The organism is Rhizobium sp. USDA 3886 (assembly GCF_056279785.1).
This window is the reverse complement of sequence record NZ_JBWCDC010000001.1, coordinates 600210-624898: the sequence shown is the minus strand read 5'-3', so window position 1 is coordinate 624898 and position 24689 is coordinate 600210. Positions and strand designations below refer to the sequence as shown.

The 24689-nt window shown below is 61.4% G+C and carries 29 protein-coding genes and 1 pseudogene; 14 read left to right on the top strand and 16 right to left on the bottom strand.

Features of this window, described 5'->3' with window-relative positions:
- The first annotated feature begins 9 nt into the window (after positions 1-9).
- From aroQ to aat, 4 genes are read left to right on the top strand one after another with little or no spacing between them, the layout of a single operon-like run.
- Complete coding sequence (gene aroQ, locus ACZ9BX_RS03185; protein ID WP_476215680.1) at positions 10-447, top strand: type II 3-dehydroquinate dehydratase; 438 nt, start codon at positions 10-12, stop codon at positions 445-447.
- A 20-nt stretch (positions 448-467) separates the two neighbouring features.
- Entirely contained in the window at positions 468-944 is a 477-nt protein-coding gene (gene accB, locus ACZ9BX_RS03180; protein ID WP_476215679.1) for an acetyl-CoA carboxylase biotin carboxyl carrier protein, read from the top strand.
- A 10-nt stretch (positions 945-954) separates the two neighbouring features.
- Entirely contained in the window at positions 955-2301 is a 1347-nt protein-coding gene (gene accC / locus ACZ9BX_RS03175; RefSeq protein WP_476215677.1) for an acetyl-CoA carboxylase biotin carboxylase subunit, read from the top strand.
- A 5-nt stretch (positions 2302-2306) separates the two neighbouring features.
- Positions 2307-2921 (top strand): leucyl/phenylalanyl-tRNA--protein transferase, encoded by a 615-nt coding sequence (aat, locus tag ACZ9BX_RS03170; RefSeq protein ID WP_027508589.1) that lies wholly within the window; start codon positions 2307-2309, stop codon positions 2919-2921.
- 194 nt (positions 2922-3115) lie between these two features.
- Here the strand turns inward: aat and ACZ9BX_RS03165 are convergent, their stop codons facing one another.
- From ACZ9BX_RS03165 to ACZ9BX_RS03140, 6 genes are all read right to left on the bottom strand, one after another.
- Positions 3116-3547 (bottom strand): DUF2155 domain-containing protein, encoded by a 432-nt coding sequence (locus ACZ9BX_RS03165; protein ID WP_476215675.1) that lies wholly within the window; start codon positions 3545-3547, stop codon positions 3116-3118.
- 116 nt (positions 3548-3663) lie between these two features.
- A complete protein-coding gene (locus tag ACZ9BX_RS03160; protein WP_027508587.1) occupies positions 3664-4062 on the bottom strand; it encodes an NADH:ubiquinone oxidoreductase subunit NDUFA12 in 399 nt (132 codons plus the stop codon).
- Between the two features lie 103 nt (positions 4063-4165).
- The gene (locus tag ACZ9BX_RS03155; protein ID WP_476215673.1) at positions 4166-4630 is read right to left on the bottom strand and encodes an N-acetyltransferase family protein; all 465 of its coding nucleotides are present in this window, start codon (positions 4628-4630) and stop codon (positions 4166-4168) included.
- Positions 4631-4641: 11 nt separating this feature from the next.
- Positions 4642-5145: a GNAT family N-acetyltransferase gene (locus ACZ9BX_RS03150; protein ID WP_476215672.1), complete on the bottom strand. Its 504-nt coding sequence runs from the start codon at positions 5143-5145 to the stop codon at positions 4642-4644.
- Positions 5146-5149: 4 nt separating this feature from the next.
- Entirely contained in the window at positions 5150-6652 is a 1503-nt protein-coding gene (gene gatB, locus ACZ9BX_RS03145; protein ID WP_476215670.1) for an Asp-tRNA(Asn)/Glu-tRNA(Gln) amidotransferase subunit GatB, read from the bottom strand.
- 78 nt (positions 6653-6730) lie between these two features.
- A complete protein-coding gene (locus tag ACZ9BX_RS03140) occupies positions 6731-7240 on the bottom strand; it encodes an N-acetyltransferase family protein (protein ID WP_476215669.1) in 510 nt (169 codons plus the stop codon).
- Positions 7241-7533: 293 nt separating this feature from the next.
- Between ACZ9BX_RS03140 and ACZ9BX_RS03135 the strand changes: the two genes are divergently transcribed.
- The gene (locus ACZ9BX_RS03135; protein ID WP_027508582.1) at positions 7534-7791 is read left to right on the top strand and encodes a YjhX family toxin; all 258 of its coding nucleotides are present in this window, start codon (positions 7534-7536) and stop codon (positions 7789-7791) included.
- 54 nt (positions 7792-7845) lie between these two features.
- Here ACZ9BX_RS03135 and ACZ9BX_RS03130 read toward each other — a convergent pair whose 3' ends face one another.
- The 6 genes from ACZ9BX_RS03130 to ACZ9BX_RS03105 all read right to left on the bottom strand — a co-directional run bounded on the left by ACZ9BX_RS03130 (position 7846) and on the right by ACZ9BX_RS03105 (position 11230).
- Positions 7846-8121, bottom strand: a complete 276-nt coding sequence (locus ACZ9BX_RS03130) for a hypothetical protein (protein ID WP_476215667.1) — start codon at positions 8119-8121, stop codon at positions 7846-7848.
- Entirely contained in the window at positions 8045-8317 is a 273-nt protein-coding gene (locus tag ACZ9BX_RS03125) for an N-acetyltransferase (protein WP_476215665.1), read from the bottom strand. The genes ACZ9BX_RS03130 and ACZ9BX_RS03125 overlap by 77 nt, the downstream gene beginning before the upstream one ends.
- 26 nt (positions 8318-8343) lie before the next feature.
- On the bottom strand, positions 8344-8637 hold the full coding sequence (locus ACZ9BX_RS03120; RefSeq protein ID WP_476215663.1) for an N-acetyltransferase family protein: 294 nt from the start codon (positions 8635-8637) through the stop codon (positions 8344-8346).
- The gene (gene gatA, locus ACZ9BX_RS03115) at positions 8631-10112 is read right to left on the bottom strand and encodes an Asp-tRNA(Asn)/Glu-tRNA(Gln) amidotransferase subunit GatA (RefSeq protein WP_476215661.1); all 1482 of its coding nucleotides are present in this window, start codon (positions 10110-10112) and stop codon (positions 8631-8633) included. Before gatA ends, ACZ9BX_RS03120 begins: the two co-directional genes overlap by 7 nt.
- A gap of 56 nt (positions 10113-10168) precedes the next feature.
- Positions 10169-10456: an Asp-tRNA(Asn)/Glu-tRNA(Gln) amidotransferase subunit GatC gene (gene gatC, locus ACZ9BX_RS03110; RefSeq protein ID WP_027508578.1), complete on the bottom strand. Its 288-nt coding sequence runs from the start codon at positions 10454-10456 to the stop codon at positions 10169-10171.
- Between the two features lie 69 nt (positions 10457-10525).
- Complete coding sequence (locus tag ACZ9BX_RS03105; RefSeq protein WP_476215660.1) at positions 10526-11230, bottom strand: metal-dependent hydrolase; 705 nt, start codon at positions 11228-11230, stop codon at positions 10526-10528.
- Between the two features lie 114 nt (positions 11231-11344).
- On the opposite strand from ACZ9BX_RS03105, the gene ruvX reads away from it, so the two are divergent.
- Complete coding sequence (gene ruvX, locus ACZ9BX_RS03100) at positions 11345-11833, top strand: Holliday junction resolvase RuvX (protein WP_476215658.1); 489 nt, start codon at positions 11345-11347, stop codon at positions 11831-11833.
- Here the strand turns inward: ruvX and ACZ9BX_RS03095 are convergent.
- From ACZ9BX_RS03095 to ACZ9BX_RS03085, 3 genes are all read right to left on the bottom strand, one after another.
- A complete protein-coding gene (locus ACZ9BX_RS03095) occupies positions 11776-12102 on the bottom strand; it encodes a DUF6105 family protein (protein WP_027508575.1) in 327 nt (108 codons plus the stop codon). The genes ruvX and ACZ9BX_RS03095 overlap by 58 nt on opposite strands.
- Complete coding sequence (locus ACZ9BX_RS03090; protein WP_165928149.1) at positions 12099-12269, bottom strand: hypothetical protein; 171 nt, start codon at positions 12267-12269, stop codon at positions 12099-12101. The genes ACZ9BX_RS03095 and ACZ9BX_RS03090 overlap by 4 nt, the downstream gene beginning before the upstream one ends.
- Positions 12270-12388: 119 nt before the next feature.
- Positions 12389-13045, bottom strand: a complete 657-nt coding sequence (locus ACZ9BX_RS03085) for a TetR/AcrR family transcriptional regulator (RefSeq protein ID WP_476215657.1) — start codon at positions 13043-13045, stop codon at positions 12389-12391.
- Between the two features lie 178 nt (positions 13046-13223).
- Here ACZ9BX_RS03085 and ACZ9BX_RS03080 point away from each other — a divergent pair, with 178 nt between their 5' ends.
- Positions 13224-14159: an AEC family transporter gene (locus ACZ9BX_RS03080; protein ID WP_476215655.1), complete on the top strand. Its 936-nt coding sequence runs from the start codon at positions 13224-13226 to the stop codon at positions 14157-14159.
- Here ACZ9BX_RS03080 and ACZ9BX_RS03075 read toward each other — a convergent pair.
- Positions 14141-15790, bottom strand: coding sequence for an acyl-CoA dehydrogenase family protein (locus ACZ9BX_RS03075; protein ID WP_476215653.1), 1650 nt, complete (start codon positions 15788-15790; stop codon positions 14141-14143). The two genes, ACZ9BX_RS03080 and ACZ9BX_RS03075, sit on opposite strands and share 19 nt — an antisense overlap.
- 179 nt (positions 15791-15969) lie before the next feature.
- On the opposite strand from ACZ9BX_RS03075, the gene ACZ9BX_RS03070 reads away from it, so the two are divergent.
- The 7 genes and pseudogenes from ACZ9BX_RS03070 (at position 15970) to rnr (ending at position 24648) form a co-directional block, all read left to right on the top strand.
- Complete coding sequence (locus ACZ9BX_RS03070; protein WP_027508571.1) at positions 15970-16911, top strand: aspartate carbamoyltransferase catalytic subunit; 942 nt, start codon at positions 15970-15972, stop codon at positions 16909-16911.
- Positions 16908-18197: a dihydroorotase gene (locus tag ACZ9BX_RS03065; RefSeq protein ID WP_476215651.1), complete on the top strand. Its 1290-nt coding sequence runs from the start codon at positions 16908-16910 to the stop codon at positions 18195-18197. Before ACZ9BX_RS03070 ends, ACZ9BX_RS03065 begins: the two co-directional genes overlap by 4 nt.
- 23 nt (positions 18198-18220) lie before the next feature.
- Positions 18221-18841 (top strand): glycerol-3-phosphate 1-O-acyltransferase PlsY, encoded by a 621-nt coding sequence (gene plsY, locus ACZ9BX_RS03060; protein WP_476215649.1) that lies wholly within the window; start codon positions 18221-18223, stop codon positions 18839-18841.
- A gap of 64 nt (positions 18842-18905) precedes the next feature.
- Positions 18906-19004 (top strand): hypothetical protein, encoded by a 99-nt coding sequence (locus ACZ9BX_RS03055; protein ID WP_425376388.1) that lies wholly within the window; start codon positions 18906-18908, stop codon positions 19002-19004.
- Positions 19005-19029: 25 nt separating this feature from the next.
- A pseudogene (locus ACZ9BX_RS03050) lies at positions 19030-19318 on the top strand (DprA-like winged helix domain-containing protein); the annotation flags it as partial.
- Between the two features lie 324 nt (positions 19319-19642).
- On the top strand, positions 19643-22285 hold the full coding sequence (gene topA, locus ACZ9BX_RS03045) for a type I DNA topoisomerase (RefSeq protein ID WP_476219889.1): 2643 nt from the start codon (positions 19643-19645) through the stop codon (positions 22283-22285).
- A 2-nt stretch (positions 22286-22287) separates the two neighbouring features.
- A complete protein-coding gene (gene rnr, locus ACZ9BX_RS03040) occupies positions 22288-24648 on the top strand; it encodes a ribonuclease R (protein WP_476215647.1) in 2361 nt (786 codons plus the stop codon).
- Positions 24649-24689 lie beyond the last annotated feature (41 nt).

Sequence of the window (24689 nt, the reverse complement as noted above, 5' to 3'; positions counted from 1 at the left end):
GAACATTCGATGACGCAGACCATTTTCGTCCTGAACGGACCTAACCTGAATTTGCTGGGCACCAGAGAGCCCGGCATTTACGGCGGACAGACGCTCACGGATATCGAGACGGATTGTAAGGCGGCGGGCCGCGAACTCAGCCTGGAGGTCGACTTCCGCCAGAGCAACCACGAAGGCGTCCTCGTCGACTGGCTCCACGAGGCAAACGGCAAGGCAGCGGGTGTCGTGCTCAATGCCGGCGCCTATACGCATACCTCGGTCGCGCTGCACGATGCAATCCGCGCTATTTCCATTCCGGTGGTGGAACTCCACATCACCAACGTTCATGCTCGGGAAGAATTCCGCCACAAGTCGATGATCGCGCCCGCTGTGAAGGGTGTCATCTGCGGTTTTGGCCCCCATAGCTATATCCTGGCGCTGCACGCGCTGAAGAACCTCACGGCATAAGAAGAAGACAGGGCACACTCATGGCTGAGACGAAAAAAGGTATCGATCAGGCGCTGATCCGCGATCTCGCGAACATCCTCAACGAAACGGACCTCACGGAGATCGAGGTCGAGCAGGACGAGCTGCGTATCCGCGTTTCGCGCGCCGGCAACACGCATTACGTCCAGGCGCCGATAGGTGTTCCGACTTATGCTGCAGCCGCTTCTTCCGCAGCCGCATCGCAGCCCGCTCCCGCTGCTCCGGCCGCCGCAGTGCGCAACCCGGCCAACACCGTCAACGCGCCGATGGTCGGCACTGTCTACATGGCTCCGGCTCCCGGCGCCCGCGCCTTCATCGAAGTCGGCGCTACCGTCAAGGAAGGCCAGACGCTTCTCATCATCGAAGCAATGAAGACGATGAACCAGATTCCGTCTCCGAAGTCCGGCAAGGTCACGGAGATCCTCGTCGAGGACGGCCAGCCCGTCGAATACGGCCAGCTCCTCGTCGTCATCGAATAAGGCGGACGTCATGGTCTCGAAAATCCTCATAGCCAATCGCGGGGAAATTGCGCTGCGCGTGCTGCGCGCGTGCAAAGAGCTTGGCATTCCCTGCGTGGTGGTTCACTCCACCGCCGATGCCGATGCCATGCATGTGCGCCTCGCTGACGAAAGCGTCTGCATTGGCCCGCCGCCCTCGCGCGATAGCTATCTGAACATCCATCAGATCGTTGCCGCCTGCGAAATCACCGGTGCGGACGCCGTGCATCCGGGCTACGGCTTCCTTTCGGAAAACGCGAAATTCGCGGACATCCTCGATGCCCACGACATCACTTTCATCGGTCCGACGGCGGACCATATCCGCATCATGGGTGACAAGATCACCGCCAAGACGACCGCATTGGAACTCGGCATCCCCGTCGTTCCAGGCTCGGACGGCGAAGTGAAGACTGCGGAAGATGCGATCAAGACGGCAGCCTTGATCGGTTATCCGGTGCTCATCAAGGCAACGGCAGGCGGTGGAGGCCGCGGCATGAAGGTCGCGAAGACCGAAGCCGACGTTATCGAAGCTTGGTCGACGGCTCGCACGGAAGCAGCAGCCGCTTTCGGCAACGACGCCGTCTACATGGAAAAATTCCTCAGCACGCCGCGCCACATCGAAATCCAGGTATTCGGCGACGGCGAAGGCAATGCGATCCACCTTGGCGAACGTGACTGCTCGCTGCAGCGCCGTCACCAGAAGGTCTGGGAAGAAGCAAACTCTCCGGCACTCAACGTCGAGCAGCGCATGAAGATCGGCCAGATCTGCGCTGACGCCATGAAGAAGCTGAAGTACCGCGGCGCGGGCACGATCGAGTTCCTCTACGAAAATGGCGAGTTCTATTTCATCGAAATGAACACCCGCCTGCAGGTGGAGCACCCGATTACCGAAGCGATCACCGGAATCGATCTCGTGCACGAGCAGATCCGCGTCGCCTCTGGCCGCGGCCTCTCCGTCACGCAGGACGAGGTCACCTTCGAGGGCCACGCCATCGAATGTCGCATTAATGCCGAGGATCCGCGCACCTTCGTGCCCTCGCCCGGGACGATCACGCATTTCCATGCGCCGGGCGGTCTCGGCGTGCGCATCGACAGCGGCGCCTATCAGGGCTACAAGATCCCGCCCTATTATGATAGCCTCATCGGCAAGCTCATCGTGCATGGACGCACCCGCGTGGAATGCATGATGCGTCTGCGCCGTGCTCTTGACGAATTCGTCGTCGATGGCATCAAGACGACGCTACCATTGTTCCAGGATCTCGTGTCCAACCAGGATATCGCCAATGGCGATTATGATATCCACTGGCTGGAACACTACCTGGCCCACCATCCGGCATAACGGAAATGGCAGGCTCGCGCAGGAAGTCCCCAGGCATTACCCCGGAGATTCTTCTGCGCGCCTATTCCATCGGACTCTTCCCGATGGCCGAATCCGCCGACGACCCGGAAATCTTTTGGGTCGAGCCGGAGCTTCGCGGCGTGCTGCCGCTCGATCATTTCCATGTCTCGAAAAGCCTCGCGAAGACCATCCGCAAGCAACCCTTCGATATCCGCTTCGATCATGATTTCGACGCAGTGATCGCGGCCTGCGCGGAGGCAACTTCCGGCCGGCCGAGCACCTGGATCAACCATACCATCAGGTCGCTCTATTCCATGCTTCACCGCATGGGCCATGCCCATTCCGTCGAAGCTTGGGACGGCAATGAATTGGCCGGCGGCCTCTACGGCGTCTCGCTCGGCTCCGCTTTCTTCGGCGAGAGCATGTTCTCCCGCCGCACCGACGCCTCGAAAATCTGTCTCGTTCATCTGGTCGAGCGTCTGCGCGACAGAGGCTTCACCCTGCTCGACACGCAATTCACCACCGAGCACCTGAAGACCTTCGGCGCCATCGACATGCCCAAGGACGACTATGCGGTGATGCTGGCTGCCGCGATGGATTCACCGCATCTGGAGTTTTGAGAGCCGCGAGTCCCTTCTCCCCACGGAGAGAGGGTGGCGGCAGCCGGATGAGAGGAACCAAGTACTCCACGCCTAAAGGCACAGCGGGTAGACCCCTCATCGCCTCGCTGGTGCTCCGGCACTTCTCCCCAAGGGGAGAAGAGACTTGCGACAACACCGAGAATTTCAGCTAAGCGGAAATAAGGAATGGAGCGCTACTTCGCAGCACCCTCAGGCGCGGGCACCTCGGACTGCGCCTTGCAGTCCTTCAGCCAGACGTCGTAGATCGGGTGTTCGACGGCGTTGAGGCCTGGGCTGTCGGCGAACATCCAGCCGGCGAAGATGCGGCGGATCTTGCGGTCGAGAGTAATCTCATCGACTTCCACGAAACCGTCGATCTTCTGGGCTTCCGCCTGGTCGCGTGAATAGCAGGCCTTCGGCGTAACCTGAAGCGCGCCGAACTGCACGGTTTCGTTGACGTAGACGTCGAAGGTGGTGATGCGGCCTGTGATCTTGTCGAGACCGGAGAAGACGGCAACGGGATTGTCGATGCGCGCGGCAGACGCCGCCTGCGGCAGGAAGGAAGAGCCAAGCGCCAGGGCCAACCCGGCGGCACGCAGGACATGATTCCGCGTGAAAAGCTTCATATCTACCCGTCTCCAGCGCATTTCAGATCAAAGGCCGCAGCTCCTGCGGCCAATCTGCGGGTAAAGGTTAATTGTGGCCAAAAGCGGGGCCGGACGGCCCGCTTCGCAGAGCGATGTCAGTTGCCGGGCGTCCAGGCGTCATAGTCGCCGGTCACACGCGGGCGCTCGCCGGAAACCGCAAGCGATCCCGGCGGGCGGTAGGCCTGTGGAGAGCCGGTCAGGTTGGGACGATGAGTCTTCTGCCAGTCCTTGGCGGCGTAGCTTTCCTGCGACGGCGGCACATCGGTGCGGTGGTGCATCCAGCCGTGCCAGCCCGGCGGGATGGCGGAGGCTTCAGCATAGCCCTTGTAGATCACCCAGCGCTTCGGTAGGCCGTAGGAAGACATGCCCCCTTCATAGTAGACGTTACCGAATTCATCCTCACCGACGCGCTTGCCGAAACGCCAGGTCGCAAAACGCGTGCCCAACGTCTGGCCGTTCCACCAAGTGAAGATTTGCAAGAGAAGGTTCTTCATGTCTTTTCCTCGTGCTTGCCAAAGGCGAGCGGGACTGGAATTCGATCCCTCGCTTATGCCGCCGGAACGCCGGATTGTCCAGCGATTCTCGTCGCGCGAAGCCTCACTTCAAGGCCATCTTGAAGCCGAGATGCGACGGCTTGAAACCGAGGCGCTCGTAGAAACGATGCGCATCCTTGCGCTTGGCGTTGGAGGTCAGCTGGACCAGCCGCATGCCGCGGCCTTTTGCCTCGGCGATCGCAAATTCCATCATCCGTGCACCAATCCCCCGCCCGCGCATGTCGCCGCGCGTCTGCACCGCTTCGATGATCATCGAGGACGAGCCGCGGGCGGTCAGAGACGTGGTGATCATCGTCTGGAAGGTGCCGACGACCTCGCTGCCGCGCTCTGCGACGTAGAGCGTCTGGTCGGGCGACGCAGCTACGGCAGCAAAAGCCCTGGCATAATCGGGAAGGGCCGCCGGATCGTTCGTATCACCGTGACCGCCCAGATCATCGGCGGCAAACATGGCGATCAGCTGCGGGAGATCGTCTTCACGGGCTTCGCGAATGAGGAGGCTGGTTTCCACAAGCTTTTCCATCAATGACCCGAAAGAGGCTTCTCGAATATCAGTGCTGGAATTCCCGATTGTTCCTGACCGCAATTTTCCGTCCGTCCGGCCTCGGTGAAGCCGCGCACGTGGTAGAAGGCGATCGCCGCCTTGTTGGCCGGTTCGACTTCCAGCCGCATCATTTCGGCGTCCGGGAAGCATGTCTCGATCTCCGCGAAGATATCGCGGCCGATGCCATGCCGCTGGCAGGACGGGCGGACATAGAGCATGTGCAGCATAACCGTCTTCGGCATTTCGGATGACATGGCGGCATAGCCCATGCCGCCGATATCGCGGCCATTGTCGGCAACGAGGAACTCGGCGTCTTTCCGCACAAGCCGCGCCTTCAGCGCCGCAAGGGAATGCCACGCGTCATGCAATTCCCTCACCTTATCGACGCCGTAGAGCTGGTCGTAGGTCGCGTGCCACGTCTCGCCCAGCAGAGCGCGGACCTTTTCCAGGTCGCGCTCGCTCGCCGTGCGCACGAAATACACGACCTTACTCCTCGATGCCGAGCTTGGCCCTGACTAGCGCCTGGACGGCCTGCGGATTGGCCTTGCCCCCAGTTGCCTTCATCACCTGACCGACGAACCAGCCGGCGAGCGTCGGCTTGGCCTGAACCTTGGCGACCTGATCCGGGTTGGCGGCGATGATCTCGTCGACCGCCTTTTCGATGGCGCCGGTATCGGTCACCTGCTTCATGCCGCGGGCTTCGACGATCTCCACCGGATCGCCGCCCTCATTGAGGACGATCTCGAAGAGGTCCTTGGCGATCTTGCCGGAGATGGTTTCCGCCTTGATGAGATCGATAATCGCGCCGAGCTGAGCCGGAGAAACCGGCGTCTCTTCAATGCCCTTGCCGAGCCTGTTCAAGGCGCCGAGCAGGTCGTTGATGACCCAGTTTGCAGCCGTCTTGCCGTCGCGGCCTTCGGCCACGGCCTCGAAATAATCTGCAATCGCCTTTTCGGAGACCAGCACCGAAGCATCGTAGACCGAAAGGCCGAGTTCGCGAACGAAGCGCTCCTTCTTGTCGTCAGGCAGCTCCGGAAGGTGGACTTCCAGTTCCTTGATGAAGACATCGTCGAATTCGAGTGGCAACAGGTCCGGATCGGGAAAGTAGCGGTAATCATGCGCTTCTTCCTTTGAACGCATGGAGCGGGTTTCACCCTTGTTCGCGTCGAAAAGGCGGGTCTCCTGGTCGATCGTGCCGCCGTCTTCCAGAATGCCGATCTGGCGGCGCGCTTCGTATTCGATCGCCTGGCCGATGAAGCGGAAGGAATTGACGTTCTTGATCTCGCAGCGCGTGCCGAAAGGCTCGCCCGGGCGGCGGACGGAGACGTTGACGTCGGCGCGCATCGAGCCTTCGTCCATGTTGCCGTCGCAGGTGCCGAGATAGCGCACGATCGAGCGCAGCTTCGTCATATAGGCCTTGGCCTCGTCGGACGAACGCATATCGGGCTTGGAGACAATTTCCATCAGCGCAACGCCGGAGCGGTTGAGGTCGACATAGGACATCGTAGCGTGCTGGTCGTGCATCGACTTGCCTGCATCCTGCTCCAGGTGCAGGCGCTCGATGCCGATCTCGATATCCTCGAACTGGCCCTGACGGTCGGGACCGAGCGAAATCACGATCTTGCCCTCGCCGACGATCGGATCCTTGTACTGCGAGATCTGATAGCCCTGTGGCAGGTCAGGATAGAAATAGTTCTTGCGATCGAACACCGAACGCTTGTTGATCTGGGCCTTCAGACCGAGACCGGTACGCACTGCCTGCTTGACGCATTCCTCGTTGATGACTGGCAGCATGCCGGGCATGGCGGCATCGACGAGCGAGACGTTCGAATTCTGTGGGTTGCCGAATTCCGTCGAAGCGCCGGAGAAGAGCTTCGAATTGGACAGCACCTGCGCATGGACTTCCATGCCGATGATGACTTCCCAATCGCCGGTGGCGCCGGGGATGAAGCGTTTCGGATCAGGCGTGCGAACGTCGACAATGGTCATTTGATGCTCTTTGAAAGGCTGTTCTTTTCAACAGGTGAGGTAAAGGAAATGGTCTGCCGGTGCAAGGGTTTCGGCACGTCAGAAGCCAGGGCCGTAGCTGCCGTCACCTTCGGCTTCGAGCGCCTTCGTCAATCCGACCGATGGCACATCGCGGTCGAGCTTGGGATTATAAGCGATCGAAAGCCAGTGGATGGCGTAGCCTTGCTTCTGGAAAAAGCTGATCGCCTCGGTGTTTCCCGAATGCGTCTGCATTGCCGCCTTCGCGAAACCCTGCTCGGCGATGTCCTTTTCGATCTGTTCCAGAAGCGCAGAGCCGAGGCCCTCGCGGGTATAGGCCGGATCGATCCAGAAATCGGAAATCGTCTCGTCCAGATGTTCCCGCGCCGCCCAGCCCGCAATGTTGCCGTTGAACTCGATGACGGTGATCGTCAACCATGTGCTTCGTGTAAAATTGACGAAAGCGCTGCGCGCTGCATCCAGCAGCGCGTCCGACTCGCCCATGGCCATCATCGCCTTTTGCCGGGCTCTGAGGCCGATCTCACTCAAGAGTTCCGCTTCGCCCTCGCGGGCATTGCGAATGTGGATCAATGGCACCTCCGCTCAACACGTTCAGTAGAGCACCTAATCGGCGGCTTTTCCAATGATTTGCGCAGCCGTGCCATCGTTATCAGCCGTTTTCCGGGAGCCCGGCACTTGCTTGACCTCGTGTTCGAGGCGAGCTACCAAGTCCTTATGTTGAGTTCTTCTCAGACGCGGTAGGGGCCCTGCCCGCAAGCCTGCTTGCGCGCATGGGCCAAAAAAACGAAACCCCGACGTTCGCCGCGAACGCCGGATCGTTTTTTTACGCGCTCTTACGGCGCGAAGACCGGATCAACATTCAAATGGACATTTCCCGCACGGAGCAGCGCATCCTGCACCTATTGGCCCAGGGCGGCCGCATCGAAATCAGGCGAGACGAACGGAAAAAGCTTGAAGCTGCCAGTTGCTTCACCCGCGACGGCTGGGTTTATCCCGGCTTCGATCTGAAGCTTTTCCGCAGGCTGAAACGGTTGAAGGCGATCAAGTCGAAATCCGGAAAGCCCTACCGGATCACCGAACAAGGCCTGAGGCTTGTGCGATCGCAGCTCGACAACCGATAGTTCGCCGCATCACCCTGAGCGCGCGTCGTTTCCGGCGCGCGCTCAGGGTGCGATTCAGAGCTGCGCCGAAAGCTCGGCCTTCATCACCGACCACTCTTCAGTCACGGTACCGGCTGCGCGCTTCTTGCCCGCCCGGCGATACCAGTAATCGGCATTCCAGTCGTCGCCTTCGATGCGATGGCAAAGGGCATGACCCCAATCGAAGGGCTTTTCGCCTTCGTGGGCCTGGCAGATTTCGTGCACGGCTTGCCATTCAGTGCCCATGGTGAAGCCCGCTGCCGCGAGGCGGCCAAAAGCCTCGACCATTTGAGCAAGATCGGATTTCGACATGAAGCCTCCTCCTCGATTGGTTACTCGCGAGCCAGCGCCTTCTCAAGATGCACCTTTTCGAGATCGACGCCATATTCTTAGAATATTCCAAACCGCGCCAGATGATGGTGAAGCCGCAGCGCTCATAGAGCCGGATCGCTTCTGAGTTCTTCGCATGCGTATCGAGGCGCGCTCTGACGTGACCTTGCGCCGCCATTATGTCGCAAAGTGCAGAAGCAAGGCTTAGCCGATGCCCCTGCCCTGATGGTCCGGCTTCACCCAGAGGTCGGAGACATAATTTGGCGAACTTTCTCGTGCGCTCCAGCCGACGACATTTCTGTCAAGCTCCGCTACATAGATATCGGCGTCGGTTTGCGAGGGGAAGATCGCGAATTCGTGCTGCACCTTTGCGAGGACCCGAGGATTGAGGTAGCTCTCCTCGAATGCGTCGCTTGCAGACCATACAGCGAAACAGACGATGCCAACTGCCTCATGGTCGGCGGCCGTCATCTTGCGGATAATGAGCCCCGTTACCACCACTTCGCCGGCGTGAACTTGCCGGCGGCTTGTTCGATGACATGCGCGGTCTTGAAGAGGGTCTCTTCGTCGAACGGCTTGCCGATGAGCTGAAGGCCGAGGGGGAGCCCCTTGCGGTCGAGGCCGGCGGGGACGGCGATGCCGGGCAGGCCCGCCATATTCACCGTCACCGTAAAGATGTCGTTCAAGTACATCTTGACCGGGTCGGAGGCGAGGTTCTCGTCGGCGACGCCGAAGGCCGAGGACGGGGTGGCGGGCGTCAGGATCGCGTCGACGCCGGCGTCAAAGGCGAGTTCGAAGTCGCGCTTGATCAGCGTGCGGACCTTCTGGGCGCGCAGGTAATAGGCGTCGTAGTAGCCGGCCGACAGCACGTAGGTGCCGATCATGATGCGGCGCTTGACTTCCTTGCCGAAGCCCGCGGCGCGGGTCTTCTCGTACATGTCGACGATATCCTTGCCGTCGATGCGCAGGCCGTAGCGCACGCCGTCGTAGCGGGCGAGGTTCGAGGAGGCCTCGGCGGGCGCGACGATGTAATAAGCCGGGAGCGCGTACTTGGTATGCGGCAGCGAGATATCGACGATCTCGGCGCCGGCATCCTTCAGCCAGGCGATGCCCTGCTGCCAAAGGGTCTCGATTTCCTCCGGCATGCCGTCGACGCGGTATTCGTTCGGGATGCCGATCTTCATGCCTTTCAGCGACTTGCCGAGGGCTGCTTCGTAATCCGGTACCGGCAGGTCGACGGAGGTCGTGTCCTTGGCATCGACGCTCGCCATCGACTTCAAGAGGATGGCAGCGTCGCGGACGTCGCGGGCGATCGGGCCGGCCTGGTCGAGCGAGGATGCGAAGGCGACCGTGCCCCAGCGCGAGCAGCGGCCATAGGTCGGCTTGATGCCGACGGTGCCGGTGAAGGCGGCCGGCTGACGGATCGAACCGCCGGTATCGGTGGCCGTCGCACCGGCACAGAGATGGGCCGCGACCGCCGCGGCCGAACCGCCGGAAGAGCCGCCCGGAACGAGCTGCTGGTTCGAGCCGGCCGTACGCCAGGGGTTGATGACCGCGCCATAATACGAAGTCTCGTTGGAGGAACCCATGGCGAACTCGTCCATGTTCAGCTTGCCGAGCATGACGGCGCCGTCGTCCCATAGGTTCTGGGTGACGGTGGATTCATAGCGCGGCTCGAAACCGTCGAGGATATGGCTGCAGGCCTGAGTGTGGACGCCGACCGTCGCAAAGAGGTCCTTGATGCCGAGCGGGATGCCTTCGAGATCACCGGCCTTGCCAGCGGCGATGCGCTCGTCGGATTTCTTCGCCATGACACGGGCGAGATCGGGCGTGATCTTGATATAGGCGTTCAGGCGTTCATTGGCCGCATCGATCGCCGAGATATAGGCTTCCGTCAGTTCGGTTGCCGTGATCTCCTTGTCGCACAGCTTCTCGCGGGCTTCGGCAATGGTCAGGCTGGTGAGTTCGCTCATCGTGTTCGCTCGAATTTTTGAATGGCAACGGGGTCGGAAAGGGGCGCGTCCGGCGCTTATTCGACGACTTTCGGCACCAGGAAGAAATTGTGGTCGGTGACCGGCGCATTGGCGACGATGTCCTCGGCCTTACTGCCGTCGGTCACCTCGTCGGTCCGCTTCTTCATCGCCATCGGCATGACGGAGGTCATCGGCTCGACACCTTCGACGTTCACTTCGGAAAGCTGCTCGACGAAGCCGAGGATGCCATTCAGCTCGCCGACCATGCGATTTGCCTCTTCTTCCGAAACGGCAATACGGGCAAGGTGAGCAACGCGCTTAACGGTGGCAAGATCGACGGACATGGCATTCTCCGATAGGATTTTTCCTACCCGCTATAAAGGCCATGTTCGCCGTGCGCAACGGCGTTTTGCTTAGATGAACAGCGTCTCGCCCGGCTTTGGCGTCTTCACGGCCGTCTTCGAACCTTCCAGGCCCGCAACGAACTTTTCCGGTGTCTGGTCGATGATCGGGAAGGTGCCGTAGTGGCAGGGGATTGCGGTCTTGAAGTTGAAGTAGCGCTGGCAGGCAAGCGCTGCGACGGCGCCGCCCATGGTGAAGCGGTCGCCGATCGGAACGATGCCGATGTCCGGCTGGTGCAGTTCGTTGATCAGCGCCATATCGGAGAAGATGTCGGTATCCCCCATGTGCAGCAGGCTCGGCTCGTCGTCGAAATGAAGGATCAGCCCGTTCGCATTGCCGAGCGAATGGGAGACGCCGTCCTCGGTGATCTGGGCGGAGGAATGCAGCGCATTGGTGAAGGTCGCCGTGAAGCTGCCGAACGAAACCGTGCCGCCGGTATTGCCCATCTCGACCTTCTCCACGCCCTTGGAGCCCAGCCAGGCGGCAAGATCGGCATTTGCAAGCACGACGGCGCCGGTCTCGCGCGCAAGCGAAACAGTATCGCCGGCATGGTCGCCGTGGCCGTGCGTCAGGAGGATATGGGTGATGCCGTTCGCGACCTCCTTGATGTCCTGCCCGGCGAAGGACGGGTTTTGGGTGAGGAACGGGTCGATCAGGATCTTTGCCGCCTTGGTCTCGATGCGGAAGGCGGAATGGCCGAGCCAGGTGATCTTCATGGAATCACTCCTTAATACGTGATGCAAAAGCGGAATTGGATGCTAAGGACATATCCGGTATGGCCGCAAGGAAAAGCGGCAGCGCTTCAATTTCTTTTGACGGGATGAATGACGATGACGGTGCTGACGATCGAGGAACTGGCGGCTGAGCTCGCCTCCGGACAGGCGATCGCCGGGCTTGACCTCGGCACGAAGACGATAGGGCTCGCGATGTCCGATCTCGGGCGGCGCTTCGCAACGCCGCGGCCGGTCATCAAACGGCAGAAGTTCACGATCGACGCCGAAGTGCTGCTGGCTTTTGCCGCGAAGGAAAAAGTCGCCGGCTTCGTGATCGGGCTGCCAATGAACATGGACGGCTCGGCCGGTCCGCGCGTCCAGGCGACGAAAGCCTTCGTGCGCAACATGGAGCAAAAGACCGCCCTACCCTTCGTCTATTGGGACGAGCGGCTTTCAACGGTCGCGGCCGAGCGGGCGCTGATCGAGATGGACGTGTCGCGTGCCAAGCGCGCCGGGCGGATCGATTCGGCGGCCGCCAGCTTCATTCTTCAGGGCGCGCTGGACAGGCTTTCGCTGCTCGGCAGATCGGACGATTTCGAGGCTTGACGCGCCTTCCACCAGGCAATGAGCTTCCTGCGCTTGCGGAAGCCTATGATGGCGAAGACGACGAGGCTGTCGACAGCGATGGCGCGGGCGACGAGCGGCGGGATGGTTTCGGGCGGCACGCCGAGTACATTGCCATAGAGCTGGAAGGTTAGATCATGGACCTGGCGCGTCAGCATGAAGATGCCGAAGTTCATGTCGTAATAGGAAAGCCAGTACCAGCCGCCTAGAAAGGCGATCGGGCCCAACCAGAAGACCAGGAACCACTTCATGCGGCCTTCCCTTCATGCCGGCTCAAAGACGCGTCGGGAGTGACCGCCCATGTCGACAATGCCATGACGCTCAGAACCAGCGCAGGCACGGCGATGTCCAGCGCAAGTATCGCGAAAAACATCATCGCGGCAAAGAGCAGCATCGCTTTGGCAGCTTTGGTTCCCATGATCCCGACAGCTAGATTTAGACTGCGGATACCCTGTCCCGTCCACTGGCAGGGCGCAATGTAAACCATTCGTTAAGGTTAACGGGCGGGGGACCGCCTGTGGATAACGCGACGCCGCGTCAGCCGTAAACACCGCGAACGATGCGCTTCAGAGCGGTTGCGGCCTTTTCCCAGTCCTTGGCAGTCTTCAGTGCTAAGCCCGCACACTGGCCGCCTGCAGAAGCCGAGAGCACAAGATGCTGGATCGCGGCGATGAGAATTGCGTTGACGGCGGCGGCATCGATGCCCTTCGGCGGCGTCAGCGAGCCCTTCATGCGCTCCAGCCATTGCGACAACGCCTTCGAGCGGGATTCAGCAAGCCGCCTCACCTGCTCGGTATTCTCCGAGACCTCCCAGGCGACGATACGGCGCATCAGCGGGTCGTCGCGAAGCGCCTCCAGGAAAAGCAGCGCCAGGCGCTCCATGAGATCGCCGTAGGTGAGCAGGAACATGCCGCCGGTATCTTCCGGGATGCGGTCCCTGACCCAGGTGCCTAGATCGGCGCCGATCGATTCGACAAGACCGTTCAGGCCGCCGTAATAGCGATAGATCAGTTGCTTGTCGCAGCCGGCACGGCGGGCGACCGCATTGATGCCGAAATTCTGGAACCCTTCTTCGGCAAGCAGCGATTTCGCCGCATCCAGAATGGCGCGTTCCGTCGCGGCACGGTCGCGCACCCGCTTTTCCGGCACCGGCGTCGCCAAAGGCGCCTCAGCCGCCGCTTCATCAATCAGCATTGCTTTTCAACCCAACCCTGTCACCCGACGGTGATTAGCAACTCGCGGCGGGACGGACAACGGGCGAGGATGCCTGCGAACCAAAAGCCCTGTGGAGAAAAGCGTTTCCGCGAGTGCATTTACGGGTTGCGAAGATCCCAACGCCGGTTAACCGGGGCACGACGTTCCGGAGCTGCCAATGCTGATAATCTTCGAAAGCATCCTCCCGATTTTCCTTCTTGTCGTGCTCGGCGTTGCGCTCCGCCGCAGTCCATTGTTCAACGACAGCCTCTGGCCGGGGCTTGAACAGCTCGGCTACTACATTCTGTTCCCTTCACTCCTCTTCCTCACGCTCGCGAAAGCCGACTTCTCGGGCATGGAGACCGGCGCGATCGGCGCAGTATCGATCCTTGCCATCCTCATCATGTCGGGACTTGTCTTCGCCCTATGGCCGGTTTTCGCCCGCGCCGGCGTCGGGTCAGCGACCTATTCCTCCCTTTTCCAGACGGCCACACGTTGGAATGCCTTCATCGCCCTCGCGATAGCGGAAAAACTCGCGGGGCCTCAGGGACTTGCCATCGTCGCGTTGGTGATGGCGGTCGTCATCATTCCGATCAACCTTATCAATGTCGGGATGCTGGTGTGGTTCTCAGGCGCTTCGCGCGACTTGCGGATGTTTCTCGTGAAGATCGTGACCAACCCGCTGATCATCGGCTGCGCGCTCGGACTTCTTGTCAATCTCGCACAAATACCAGTCTATGAGCCGCTGATGGTCACCGTCGACCTGGTCGCCCGGTCCTCCCTTGGGCTTGGACTCATCATGGTCGGTGCTGGGCTCAGAATTTCCGACGCCCTTCGGCCGCGCTCCGTGGCGCTCGTATCCGTGCTGCTGAAGCTTCTCGCCTTTCCCGCGCTCATGATCGGTATTGGTCTCGCCTTCAGCCTCCATGGCCAGCCGCTCGTGATGCTCGCCTTAAGCGCCAGCGTACCGACGGCGATGAACGGCTATGTCCTCGCCAAGCAGATGGGCGGAGACGCTCCGCTCTACGCTGCGGCCGCAACGATCCAGACCGCGACCTCGTTCGTGACCATCCCGATCATCCTGACGGGCGCGACCTACGTTGCCGGCGGATAAAGCAGGTCGACAATATACGTAGCGTCGAAGCGGGAATCGAGCATGCCGTAGGTGGCGCGCCAACCGCCCGCAAGGCGGGTTTCGATGAAGGCGTCGGCGATGCGGCCGGCGCCGAGGCGATAGAGTTCGGCTGCAGCGGCGGCGAGCGCCAACTGTTCCACTAGCAGGCGGGATGCCCCCTCATCCCGTTCGCAGAGCGCCATTGCGGCACGAAGCACGTCGATCGTCTTCTTGCCGGCCGGGCCGAGATCGTGGGCAAGACCGGTGAATACCGTTTCGAAAAGGTCCTTGCCGCGCGTCAGCACACGCAGCACGTCGAGCGCCATCACATTGCCGGAGCCTTCCCAGATGGCGTTGACCGGAGCTTCGCGATAGTGGCGAGCGATCGGGCGCTCCTCGATGTAGCCGCTGCCGCCGATGCACTCCATCGCCTCGTAGATCAGCGCAGGCGCGATCTTGCAGCACCAGTATTTCGCAACCGGCGTCATGACGCGGGCATAGGCCGCCTCTTCCGCATTGCCACGCGCCTTGTCGAAGGCGTCTGCAAGACGGAAGGACAGAGCCGTCGCAGCAGCGACGTCGAGCGCCATATCGGCGAGCACGCGGGTCATGATCGGCTGATTGACGAGCATCTTGCCGAAGACGCTGCGGCCGCGGGTGTGGTGCACGGCTTCGGCGAGCGAGGCACGCATGATGCCCGACGAGGCCAGCGCACAATCGAGGCGCGTCAGCGTCACCATATCGAGGATCGTGCGGATGCCGGCATCGGGACCGCCGAGCAGGAAGCCGAAGGTGTCGTTGAATTCGACTTCCGAGGAAGCATTGGAGCGGTTGCCGACCTTGTCCTTGAGCCGCTGGAACTGCAGGCCGTTGGCGGAGCCGTCCTCAAGCAGGCGCGGAACCAGAAAGCAGCCCATGCCCTCTTTTGTCTGCGCCAGCATGATGAAGGCATCGCTCATCGGCGCCGACATGAACCATTTGTGGCCCGACAGGCGGTAGATGCCTTCGCTGACCTTTTCGGCCGCACTCTTGTTGGAGCGGACGTCGGTGCCGCCCTGCTTCTCGGTCATGCCCATGCCGATCGTCACCGCCGACTTCTGCATAGCCGGCTTGTTCGACGAATCGTATTTGCGCGAGAGAATCTTCGGCGCCCAATCCTTCTGCACGGCAGGCGATGCGGAGAGTGCCGCCACCGAAGCGCTTGTCATCGTCAGCGGGCAAAGGTGGCCGGATTCGAGCTGGGCGGTCAGATAAAAGCGGGCGGCGCGAATCTTGTGCGCCTGATCCTTTGCGTCGGCATCGGCCTGCGGATCCCAGACGGAGGAATGCAGGCCGACGGACATCGAGCGGCGCATCAGCGCATGCCATGCGGGGTGAAACTCGACGACATCCAGGCGCTCGCCGCGCGGACCATGGGTGCGAAGCTGCGGCGCTCCCTGATTTGCCATGCGCGCCAGTTCCTGCGCCTCCGGCGAGGTCACATAACGGCCCATATTTTCCAGGTCCTCGCGCGTGCCGCGCGGCAGCGCCGCCGTCAGGTCGACGATCAGCGGATCGGACCGGTAGGCATTGATGCCGGACCAGAGGCTTGGCTGGTTCAGTTCGGCGAGTTTTTCTTCAGCGGATGTCATGAGTCGCTTCTAGTCCAAGAGGCAGGCAAAGGGAAACCGGAAGTTTAAGCATTTCCGTCTCCAGCTCTAATGGATTTGGGGCAAAATTGCATGGGGACATAAGCCTTTGCCCACAGCACATGCTTGCCCCTCACCTCTCCACTCTTTATAGAGCGCGTGACACAGCAAGAGGCAGGTTCATGGTCTTCTTTCCCCACCGCCACCTCATCGGCATCAAAGGCCTCACGGAGCAGGATATCACCTATTTGCTCGACAAGGCGGACGAGGCCGTCAAGATCAGCCGGCAGCGCGAAAAGAAGACGTCGACGCTTAGAGGCCTGACGCAGATCAACCTCTTCTTCGAAGCCTCGACTCGGACCCAATCCTCCTTCGAACTTGCCGGAAAGCGCCTCGGCGCCGACGTGATGAACATGTCGGTCGGCAATTCCTCGGTGAAGAAGGGGGAAACGCTGATCGACACCGCGATGACGCTGAACGCGATGCGGCCGGATGTGCTCGTCATCCGCCATTCGAGCGCCGGTGCCGCGGCACTGCTGGCGCAGAAGGTTTCCTGCTCCGTGGTCAATGCCGGCGACGGACAGCACGAGCATCCTACGCAGGCACTGCTCGACGCCCTGACGATCCGGCGCGCCAAGGGCAAGCTGTCGCGCATCATCGTCGCGATTTGCGGCGACGTGCTCCATTCGCGGGTGGCACGCTCGAATATCCTGCTTCTGAACGCCATGGGCGCGCGGGTACGCGTCGTCGCACCGGCGACGCTACTTCCGGCCGGCATTGCGGAGATGGGCGTCGAGGTCTTCCACTCGATGAAGGAAGGACTGAAGGACGTCGACGTGGTGATGATGCTGCGCCTGCAGCGCGAGCGGATGTCCGGTGCCTTCGTGCCTTCGGTGCGCGAATACTTCCATTTCTACGGTCTGGATGCGGAAACGCTGAAGGCCGCCAAGGACGACGCGATGGTGATGCATCCGGGACCGATGAACCGCGGGGTGGAAATCTCCTCCGAAGTGGCGGACGGACCGCAGAGCGTGATTGCCGAACAGGTAGAAATGGGGGTCGCTGTGCGCATGGCGGTGATGGAGACTTTGCTTGTGTCTCAGAACCGGGGGCCGCGCGCATGACGAACTCGATCGTTCTCAAGAATGTCCGCATCATCGATCCTTCGCGCAATCTCGATGAGATCGGAACGATCATCGTCAAGGACGGCATGATTGCTGCTGCCGGAAAGGATGCCCAAAACCAGGGGGCGCCGGAAGGCGCCGCGGTTCGCGATTGCAGCGGCCTTGTCGCAACGCCGGGCCTGGTCGATGCATGCGTCAATATCGGCGAGCCGGGCGCCGAACATCGCGAGACGATCGCTTCGGCAAGCCGGGCGGCAGCGGCAGGCGGTGTCACCTCGATCATCATGATGCCGGACACCGATCCTGTCATCGACGACATCGCTCTCGTTGAATTTGTCAAGAAGACGGCGAGAGACACGGCGCTTGTCAACGTCTACCCGGCAGCGGCAATCACCAAGCATCTGGCCGGCGAGGAGATGACCGAGATCGGCCTCTTGATGGAAGCCGGTGCCGTTGCCTTCACGGACGGCCGCTCCAGCGTGCACGACACGCAGGTGCTGCGGCGGGTCATGACCTATGCGCGGGAATTCGGCGCCGTCATCTCCTGCGAGACACGCGACAAGTATCTCGGCGCGACAGGCGTCATGCACGAAGGATTGCTTGCGAGCTGGCTCGGTCTCGGGGGCATTCCGAAGGAAGCGGAACTAATTCCTCTTGAACGAGACCTTCGCATCGCGCAGCTGACGCGCGGCACGTATCATGCGGCGATGATTTCGGTGCCGGAATCGGTGGAGGCGATCGAGCTTGCGAAGAGTCGCGGCGCCAAGGTCACCTGCGGCATCTCGATCAACAACCTGGCGCTCAACGAAAACGACATCGGCGAATACCGCACCTTCTTCAAGCTCTATCCGCCGCTGCGGGCCGAAGACGACCGCGTGGCTATGGTGGAAGCGTTGGCAAGAGGCGCGATCGACATCATCGTTTCCTCGCATGACCCGCAGGATGTCGATACCAAGCGCCTGCCCTTCAGCGAAGCGGCCGACGGCGCGATCGGCCTCGAAACCATGCTTGCGGCCGCCTTGCGCCTCCACCACAGCGGCCAAGTGAGCCTGACGCGGCTGATCGATGCGATGTCGACGCGCCCTGCGCAGATCTTCGGCCTCGATGCCGGAACGCTGAAGCCGGGAGCAAAAGCCGATATCGCGCTGATCGATCTCGACGAGCCTTGGCTCGTCTCGGAAGACATGCTTCTCTCGCGTTCGAAGAACACGCCTTTCGAGGATGCGCGCTTCAGCGGACGGGCTGTCGCGACCTATGTCGCGGGACAGTGCGTGCATTCTCTTTAAGAACAGGGATCCGGGAGGGGACGATGATATCCGATCTTACCACTTGGCAGATTACGCTGCCGCTGGCGCTCGCGGCGGCCGTCATCGGCTACCTTCTGGGCTCCATCCCCTTCGGCCTTGTCCTGACGCGGGCGTCCGGGCTCGGTGACGTGCGCAACATCGGCTCGGGCAACATTGGTGCAACGAACGTATTGCGTACCGGCAACAAGAAGCTTGCGGCAGCAACGCTTCTGCTCGATGCGCTGAAGGCCTCCGTCGCTGCCTGGATCATGACCTATTTTGCTGGTGAGGAAGCGGGCATCATTGCCGGCTTCTTTGCTTTTATCGGCCATCTCTTCCCCGTTTGGATCGGTTTCAAAGGTGGTAAGGGCGTTGCGACATACATCGGCACGCTGCTCGGCATCGCACCGGTCATGGTCCTGCTTTTCGGCACCGTATGGCTCGCGGTTGCCTTTACGACGCGTTATTCCTCGTTGTCGGCGCTGGTTGCGATGCTAGTCATTCCGCTTGCATTGTGGATGTTAGGGGCCGAGAAGGTTGCAGCTGTCATGGCGATCATGTCGGCCATCTCCTATTACAGGCACAAGGCCAACATCTCCCGCCTGCTCAGCGGGACGGAAAGCAAGATCGGGGCGAAGGGATAAGATGGACGCGGCAAGCGCAAGGCCAAAGGACTTGCGCTGACGGAACGGCAACGGATTTGCCTGGCTGCGGCTGATCCGCTCCGACAAGGTCGGTCCCGCCACCTTTCGCGATCTTATCAATCATTTTCGGCTCGGCGGAAACAGCGCTTTCGATGCTGCCTGAGCTTTCCTCGCGTGGCGGCGCGCCGCCCGAAGATGTGGTCGAGACGCTAGCATCGCTGTCGCAGCTCGATCTTTTTTTGGCACCGGTTGCCGAAGAGCCGGACGGCGACGGAAGGGGATATGCTGCCGCCCGACGGTTCCGAGTGCGCCCGGATCGTCGATGCACTGGGGCCGACACGGTCGAGATCGACGATATAATCCGGCATACTGGGGCTCTCCGCCTCGGCGGTTTATCTCGTTCTGCTCGAGCTGGATATCGCCGGAAGGCTGCACCGGCATCCCGGCGGCCTCGTCTCCCTTGCGATGGGTGGCTAAGCCTCCTACATGCGGTTGTGAAGTTCGCCGGCCTCGACATAGGCCATTTCCAAGAGATAGCAGAGCATATCCGCCTTTTCCTTTTCGGCGACCTGGCGCAGCTCGGCGAGCATCTGACCACACTTGAAAAACGATAACTCAAATATCTCAAATTGCAATGCGTTTATAATCTCCCTGTGGTTGTATCGCGTTGCAACGCCTAAAATTCAGCAAACCCCTTGACCGGAACGATTTCCCTGTCCATGTCGGAGGGCCGGTATTCTTCGAGCGGCAAGTATTACGCTCTCCTCCTCGCCGGGCGCGGTAGTTTTTTAGAGAATCATGATGAATGTTGTAGTGGTGGAATCGCCTGCCAAGGCCAAGACGATCAACAAGTATCTAGGCCCCGGATACAAGGTGCTCGCCTCCTTCGGCCATGTTCGCGATCTGCCTGCCAAGGACGGCTCTGTTCTTCCTGACCAGGATTTCGAAATGCTTTGGGAGGTCGACAGCGCCTCGGCCAAGCGCATGAAGGACATCGCCGATGCGGTGAAGTCTTCCGACGGGCTCATCCTCGCAACCGACCCGGATCGCGAGGGTGAAGCCATCTCCTGGCACGTGCTCGACGTCCTGAACAAGAAGCGCGTGCTGAACGGCAAGCCGGTGAAGCGCGTCGTCTTCAACGCCATCACCAAGAAGGCGGTTTTGGACGCGATGGCCGAGCCCCGGGACATCGACGTACCGCTGGTCGATGCCTATCTCGCGCGCCGTGCGCTCGATTACCTCGTCGGCTTCAATCTTTCGCCCGTCCTCTGGCGTAAATTGCCGGGCGCTCGCTCGGCCGGCCGCGTGCAATCGGTGGCGCTACGTCTCGTTTGCGACCGCGAAACCGAGATCGAGCGCTTCATCTCGGAAGAATACTGGAACATCTCGGCTCTCCTGAAGACACCACGCGGTGACGAATTCGAGGCCAAGCTGGTGGCAGCCAATGGCAAGCGGTTGCAGGCGCGCTCGGTGGGCAACGGCGAAGAGGCCGGCAAGTTGAAGGCGCTGCTCGAGGGTGCGGCCTATGTTGTCGACAGCGTCGAGGCAAAGCCGGTCAAACGCAACCCGGGACCGCCGTTCACGACTTCGACGCTGCAGCAGGCGGCGTCCTCCAAGCTCGGCTTCTCGGCATCGCGCACCATGCAGATCGCCCAGAGACTATATGAAGGTGTCGATATCGGCGGCGAGACTGTCGGTCTCATCACCTATATGCGTACCGACGGCGTGCAGATGGCGTCCGAAGCGATCGATGCGGCGCGCCACGCCATCGTTGATCAGTTCGGCGAGCGCTACATGCCGGAAAAGGCCCGCTTCTATTCCACCAAGGCGAAGAACGCCCAGGAAGCCCACGAAGCGATCCGCCCGACGGATTTCAACCGTTCGCCCGACCGCGTCCGGAAATTCCTCGATGCCGATCAGATCAAGCTATACGACCTGATCTGGAAGCGCGGCATCGCAAGCCAGATGGCGTCTGCCGAAATCGAGCGCACGACCGCCGAAATCACCGCCGACAACAATGGCCAGAAGGCTGGCCTGCGCGCCGTCGGCTCGGTGATCCGCTTCGACGGCTTTATCGCGGCCTATACCGACCAGAAGGAAGACGGCGAGCAGAGCGACGACGCCGAAGACGGCGGCCGCCTCCCGGAGATCAATGCGCGCGAGAACCTCGCAAAGCAGAAGATCAATTCCACGCAGCATTTCACCGAACCGCCGCCGCGCTATTCGGAAGCGACGCTGATCAAGAAAATGGAAGAACTCGGCATCGGCCGTCCTTCCACTTACGCGGCAACGCTCGCAACGCTCCGCGACCGCGAATATGTGACCATCGACAAGCGCAAGCTGATCCCGCATTCCAAGGGACGGCTGGTGACGGCGTTCCTCGAAAGCTTCTTCACCAAATACGTCGAATATGATTTCACGGCCGACCTGGAGGAGAAGCTCGACCGGATTTCGGCAGGCGAGCTCAACTGGAAGCAGGTGCTTCGCGATTTCTGGAAAGACTTCTTCGCGCAGATCGAGGACACGAAGGAACTGCGCGTCACCAACGTACTCGACTCGCTGAACGAGTCGCTTGCGCCGCTCGTCTTCCCGAAGCGGGAGGACGGCAGCGATCCGCGCATCTGCCAGGTCTGCGGCACCGGCAACCTGTCGCTGAAGCTCGGCAAATACGGCGCCTTCGTCGGCTGCTCGAACTATCCGGAATGCAACTATACCCGCCAGCTCTCCTCCGAAAACGGTGGGGAAGCCGAAGGCGGGGCACAGAACGAGCCGAAGAACCTCGGCACCGATCCCGTGACCGGCGAGGAACTGACGCTGCGCTCCGGCCGCTTCGGTCCATACATCCAGCGCGGCGACGGCAAGGATGCCAAGCGCGCCTCGCTGCCGAAGGGCTGGAAGCCGGAAGACATCGACTACGAGAAGGCGATGGCCCTGATCTCACTGCCGCGCGATATCGGCAAGCATCCCGAAACCGGCAAGATGATCTCCTCCGGCATCGGGCGCTATGGGCCGTTCCTCCTGCATGACAGCGGTTATGCCAACCTGGAAAGCGTCGAGGACGTGTTTTCGATCGGCCTCAACCGCGCGGTGACGCTGATTGCCGAGAAAGCGAACAAGGCGCCGGGCGGCCGTGGAACACCAGCTGCGCTGAAGGCGTTGGGCGAACATCCCGATGGCGGCGCGATCACCGTTCGTGATGGTAAGTACGGCCCCTATGTGAGCTGGGGCAAGGTGAACGCTACGCTGCCGAGGGGCAAGGACCCGCAGGCAATCACGGTCGAGGAAGCGCTGGCGCTGATCGCCGCCAAGGCTGGCAAGGCGCCGGCGGCAAAGGGCAGAGCAAAACCGAAGGCAAAGGCCGCCGCGGCCGAAGGCAAGGCGGCGAAGACGGCCACCAAACCAAAGGCAAAAGCAAAGGCGCCCGCGAAAACGAAGAAGAGCTGAGTGTGAGCAGGATCCCGCGCGAAAGAACGAAGACCATGGGCAAAATCGGCCGCGCGAGCCCGGATGCCCCCGCGGTCGAGCCGCTGAACATCGTGCACGGCGCCTTGCCGTCGCGCGAAGTCGTCCTGCGCTTCATCGCCGAGCATCCGCAAAAGGCGTCCAAACGCGAGCTCGCCAGGGCATTCGGGCTCAAGGGCCATAGTCGCGTCGAACTCAAGCACATGCTGCGGGATCTCGAACAGGAAGGCATGCTGCAGAAGACGCGCAAGTCTCTCATCCGGCCGGGCGCGCTGCCGCCTGTGACGGTGCTCGACATCACGACGCGCGACAAGGACGGCGAACTGATCGGCCGGCCGGCGGAATGGCCGGAGGATCAGGGCGTTGCGCCCGCTGTCGCGATCCGCCAGACGTCGCCGGCCGGGCGTCAGGGCAAAGGCAAGGCCCCCGTTGCCGGCATGGGCGACCGCGTGGTGGCGAAGATATTCCCGGCGGCCGACCGCGGCGGACCGGCCTATACCGCGCGCATCATCAAGATCATCGACAAGCGCCGCGGCGCGACCATGGGCGTCTTCCGCACTGCACCCGGCGGCGCCGGACGGCTGCTGCCGATCGAACGGCGCGGCGAGGAAATGCTGATCGATCCGGATTATACCGGCGGCGCCAAGGATGGCGATTTGGTCGAAGTAGAGATCGCGCGCCTCGGACGCATCGGCCTACCGCGCGCAAAGGTGCTGTCGGTCGTCGGTTCCGTCGCCTCGGAGAAGGCGCTCTCGATGATCGCGATCCACGCGCACGGCATTCCGCATGTCTTCCCGCTGGCGGTGATCGACGAAGCCGAAGCGGCGAAGCCCGCGACCATGTCGCATCGCGAAGACTGGCGCGACGTGCCGCTGATCACGATAGACCCGGCCGATGCGAAGGACCACGACGACGCGGTCTATGCTGAACCGGACCCCTCCCCCGACAATCCCGGCGGCGTGATCATCACCGTGGCGATCGCGGACGTGTCCTACTATGTGAGATCCAATTCGGCACTCGACCGCGAAGCGCTGAAGCGCGGCAATTCGGTTTATTTCCCGGATCGTGTCGTGCCGATGCTGCCGGAGCGCATTTCCAACGACCTCTGCTCGCTGAAGGAAGGCGTCGACCGCCCGGCGCTTACCGTGCGCATGGTCTTCTCGAAGGATGGCAGGAAGGCCGGGCATACGTTCCACCGCGTCATGATGAAGAGCGCGGCGAAGCTCTCCTACAGCCAAGCGCAGGCGGCGATCGACGGCACGCCGGATGACAAGACCGGGACGATGCTGGAACCGATCCTGAAGCCGCTCTGGCATGCCTACGAGGTAATAAGACGCGGCCGCGACAAGCGCCAGCCGCTCGAACTCGACATGCCCGAGCGCAAGATCCTGCTGAAGCCAGACGGCACAGTGGACCGCGTCTTCGTGCCGCCTCGGCTCGACGCGCACAAGCTCATCGAAGAGATGATGATCCAGGCAAATGTCTGTGCGGCCGAAACGCTCGAAAAGAAGCGCCAGTTGCTGATCTATCGCATCCACGATAGCCCGACGCTTGCCAAGCAGGAGATCCTGCGCGACTTTCTGGCGACGCTCGGCATCTCGCTTGCCAAGGGCGGCAATGTGAGGGCGAACAGCTTCAACGGCATTCTGGCAAAGGCCGAGAACACGCCGCATCAGACGATGGTCAACGAGATGGTGTTGCGCTCGCAGAGCCAAGCGATCTACAGCCCGGAAAACATCGGCCATTTCGGGCTGAACCTGATGAAGTATGCGCACTTCACCTCGCCGATCCGAAGATACGCGGACCTGATCGTCCACCGCGCGCTGGTCGGCTCGCTCGGTCTCGGCGAAGGCGCCATCACGCCGGAGGAAGAAGCCGCACTCGACGACATCGCCGCCGAAATCTCCACCTTCGAGCGCCGTGCAATGGCCGCGGAGCGCGAGACAGTCGACCGGCTGATCGCCCATCATCTCAGCACGCGGGTCGGCGAAGAGTTCAAGGGGCGCGTATCGGGCGTCACGAAGTCGGGACTATTTGTCGCCCTCCCTGACTATGGAGCCGACGGCTTCGTACCTATATCTACGCTCGGTACGGACTACTTCATCTACGACGAGGCGCATCAAGCGCTGTCGGGTGAGAAGACCGGACTGGGCTACCGTCTCGGAGACGATGTCACCGTGAAGCTTGCCGAAGCGATCCCGCTCGCCGGCGCGCTTCGTTTCGAGATGGTCAGCGAAGGACGCAACATGCCGACGGCAGTGCGCTCGTTCCACAAGGCAGGCCGCCGGGACAATCGGCAGGCCCGCAAGACGGCCGGAACAAGGCCGCCAGGAGGACGGCGATAGGGCATCCTTCTTTCGGGATGCTCTCCATTTGAAGTACGGAG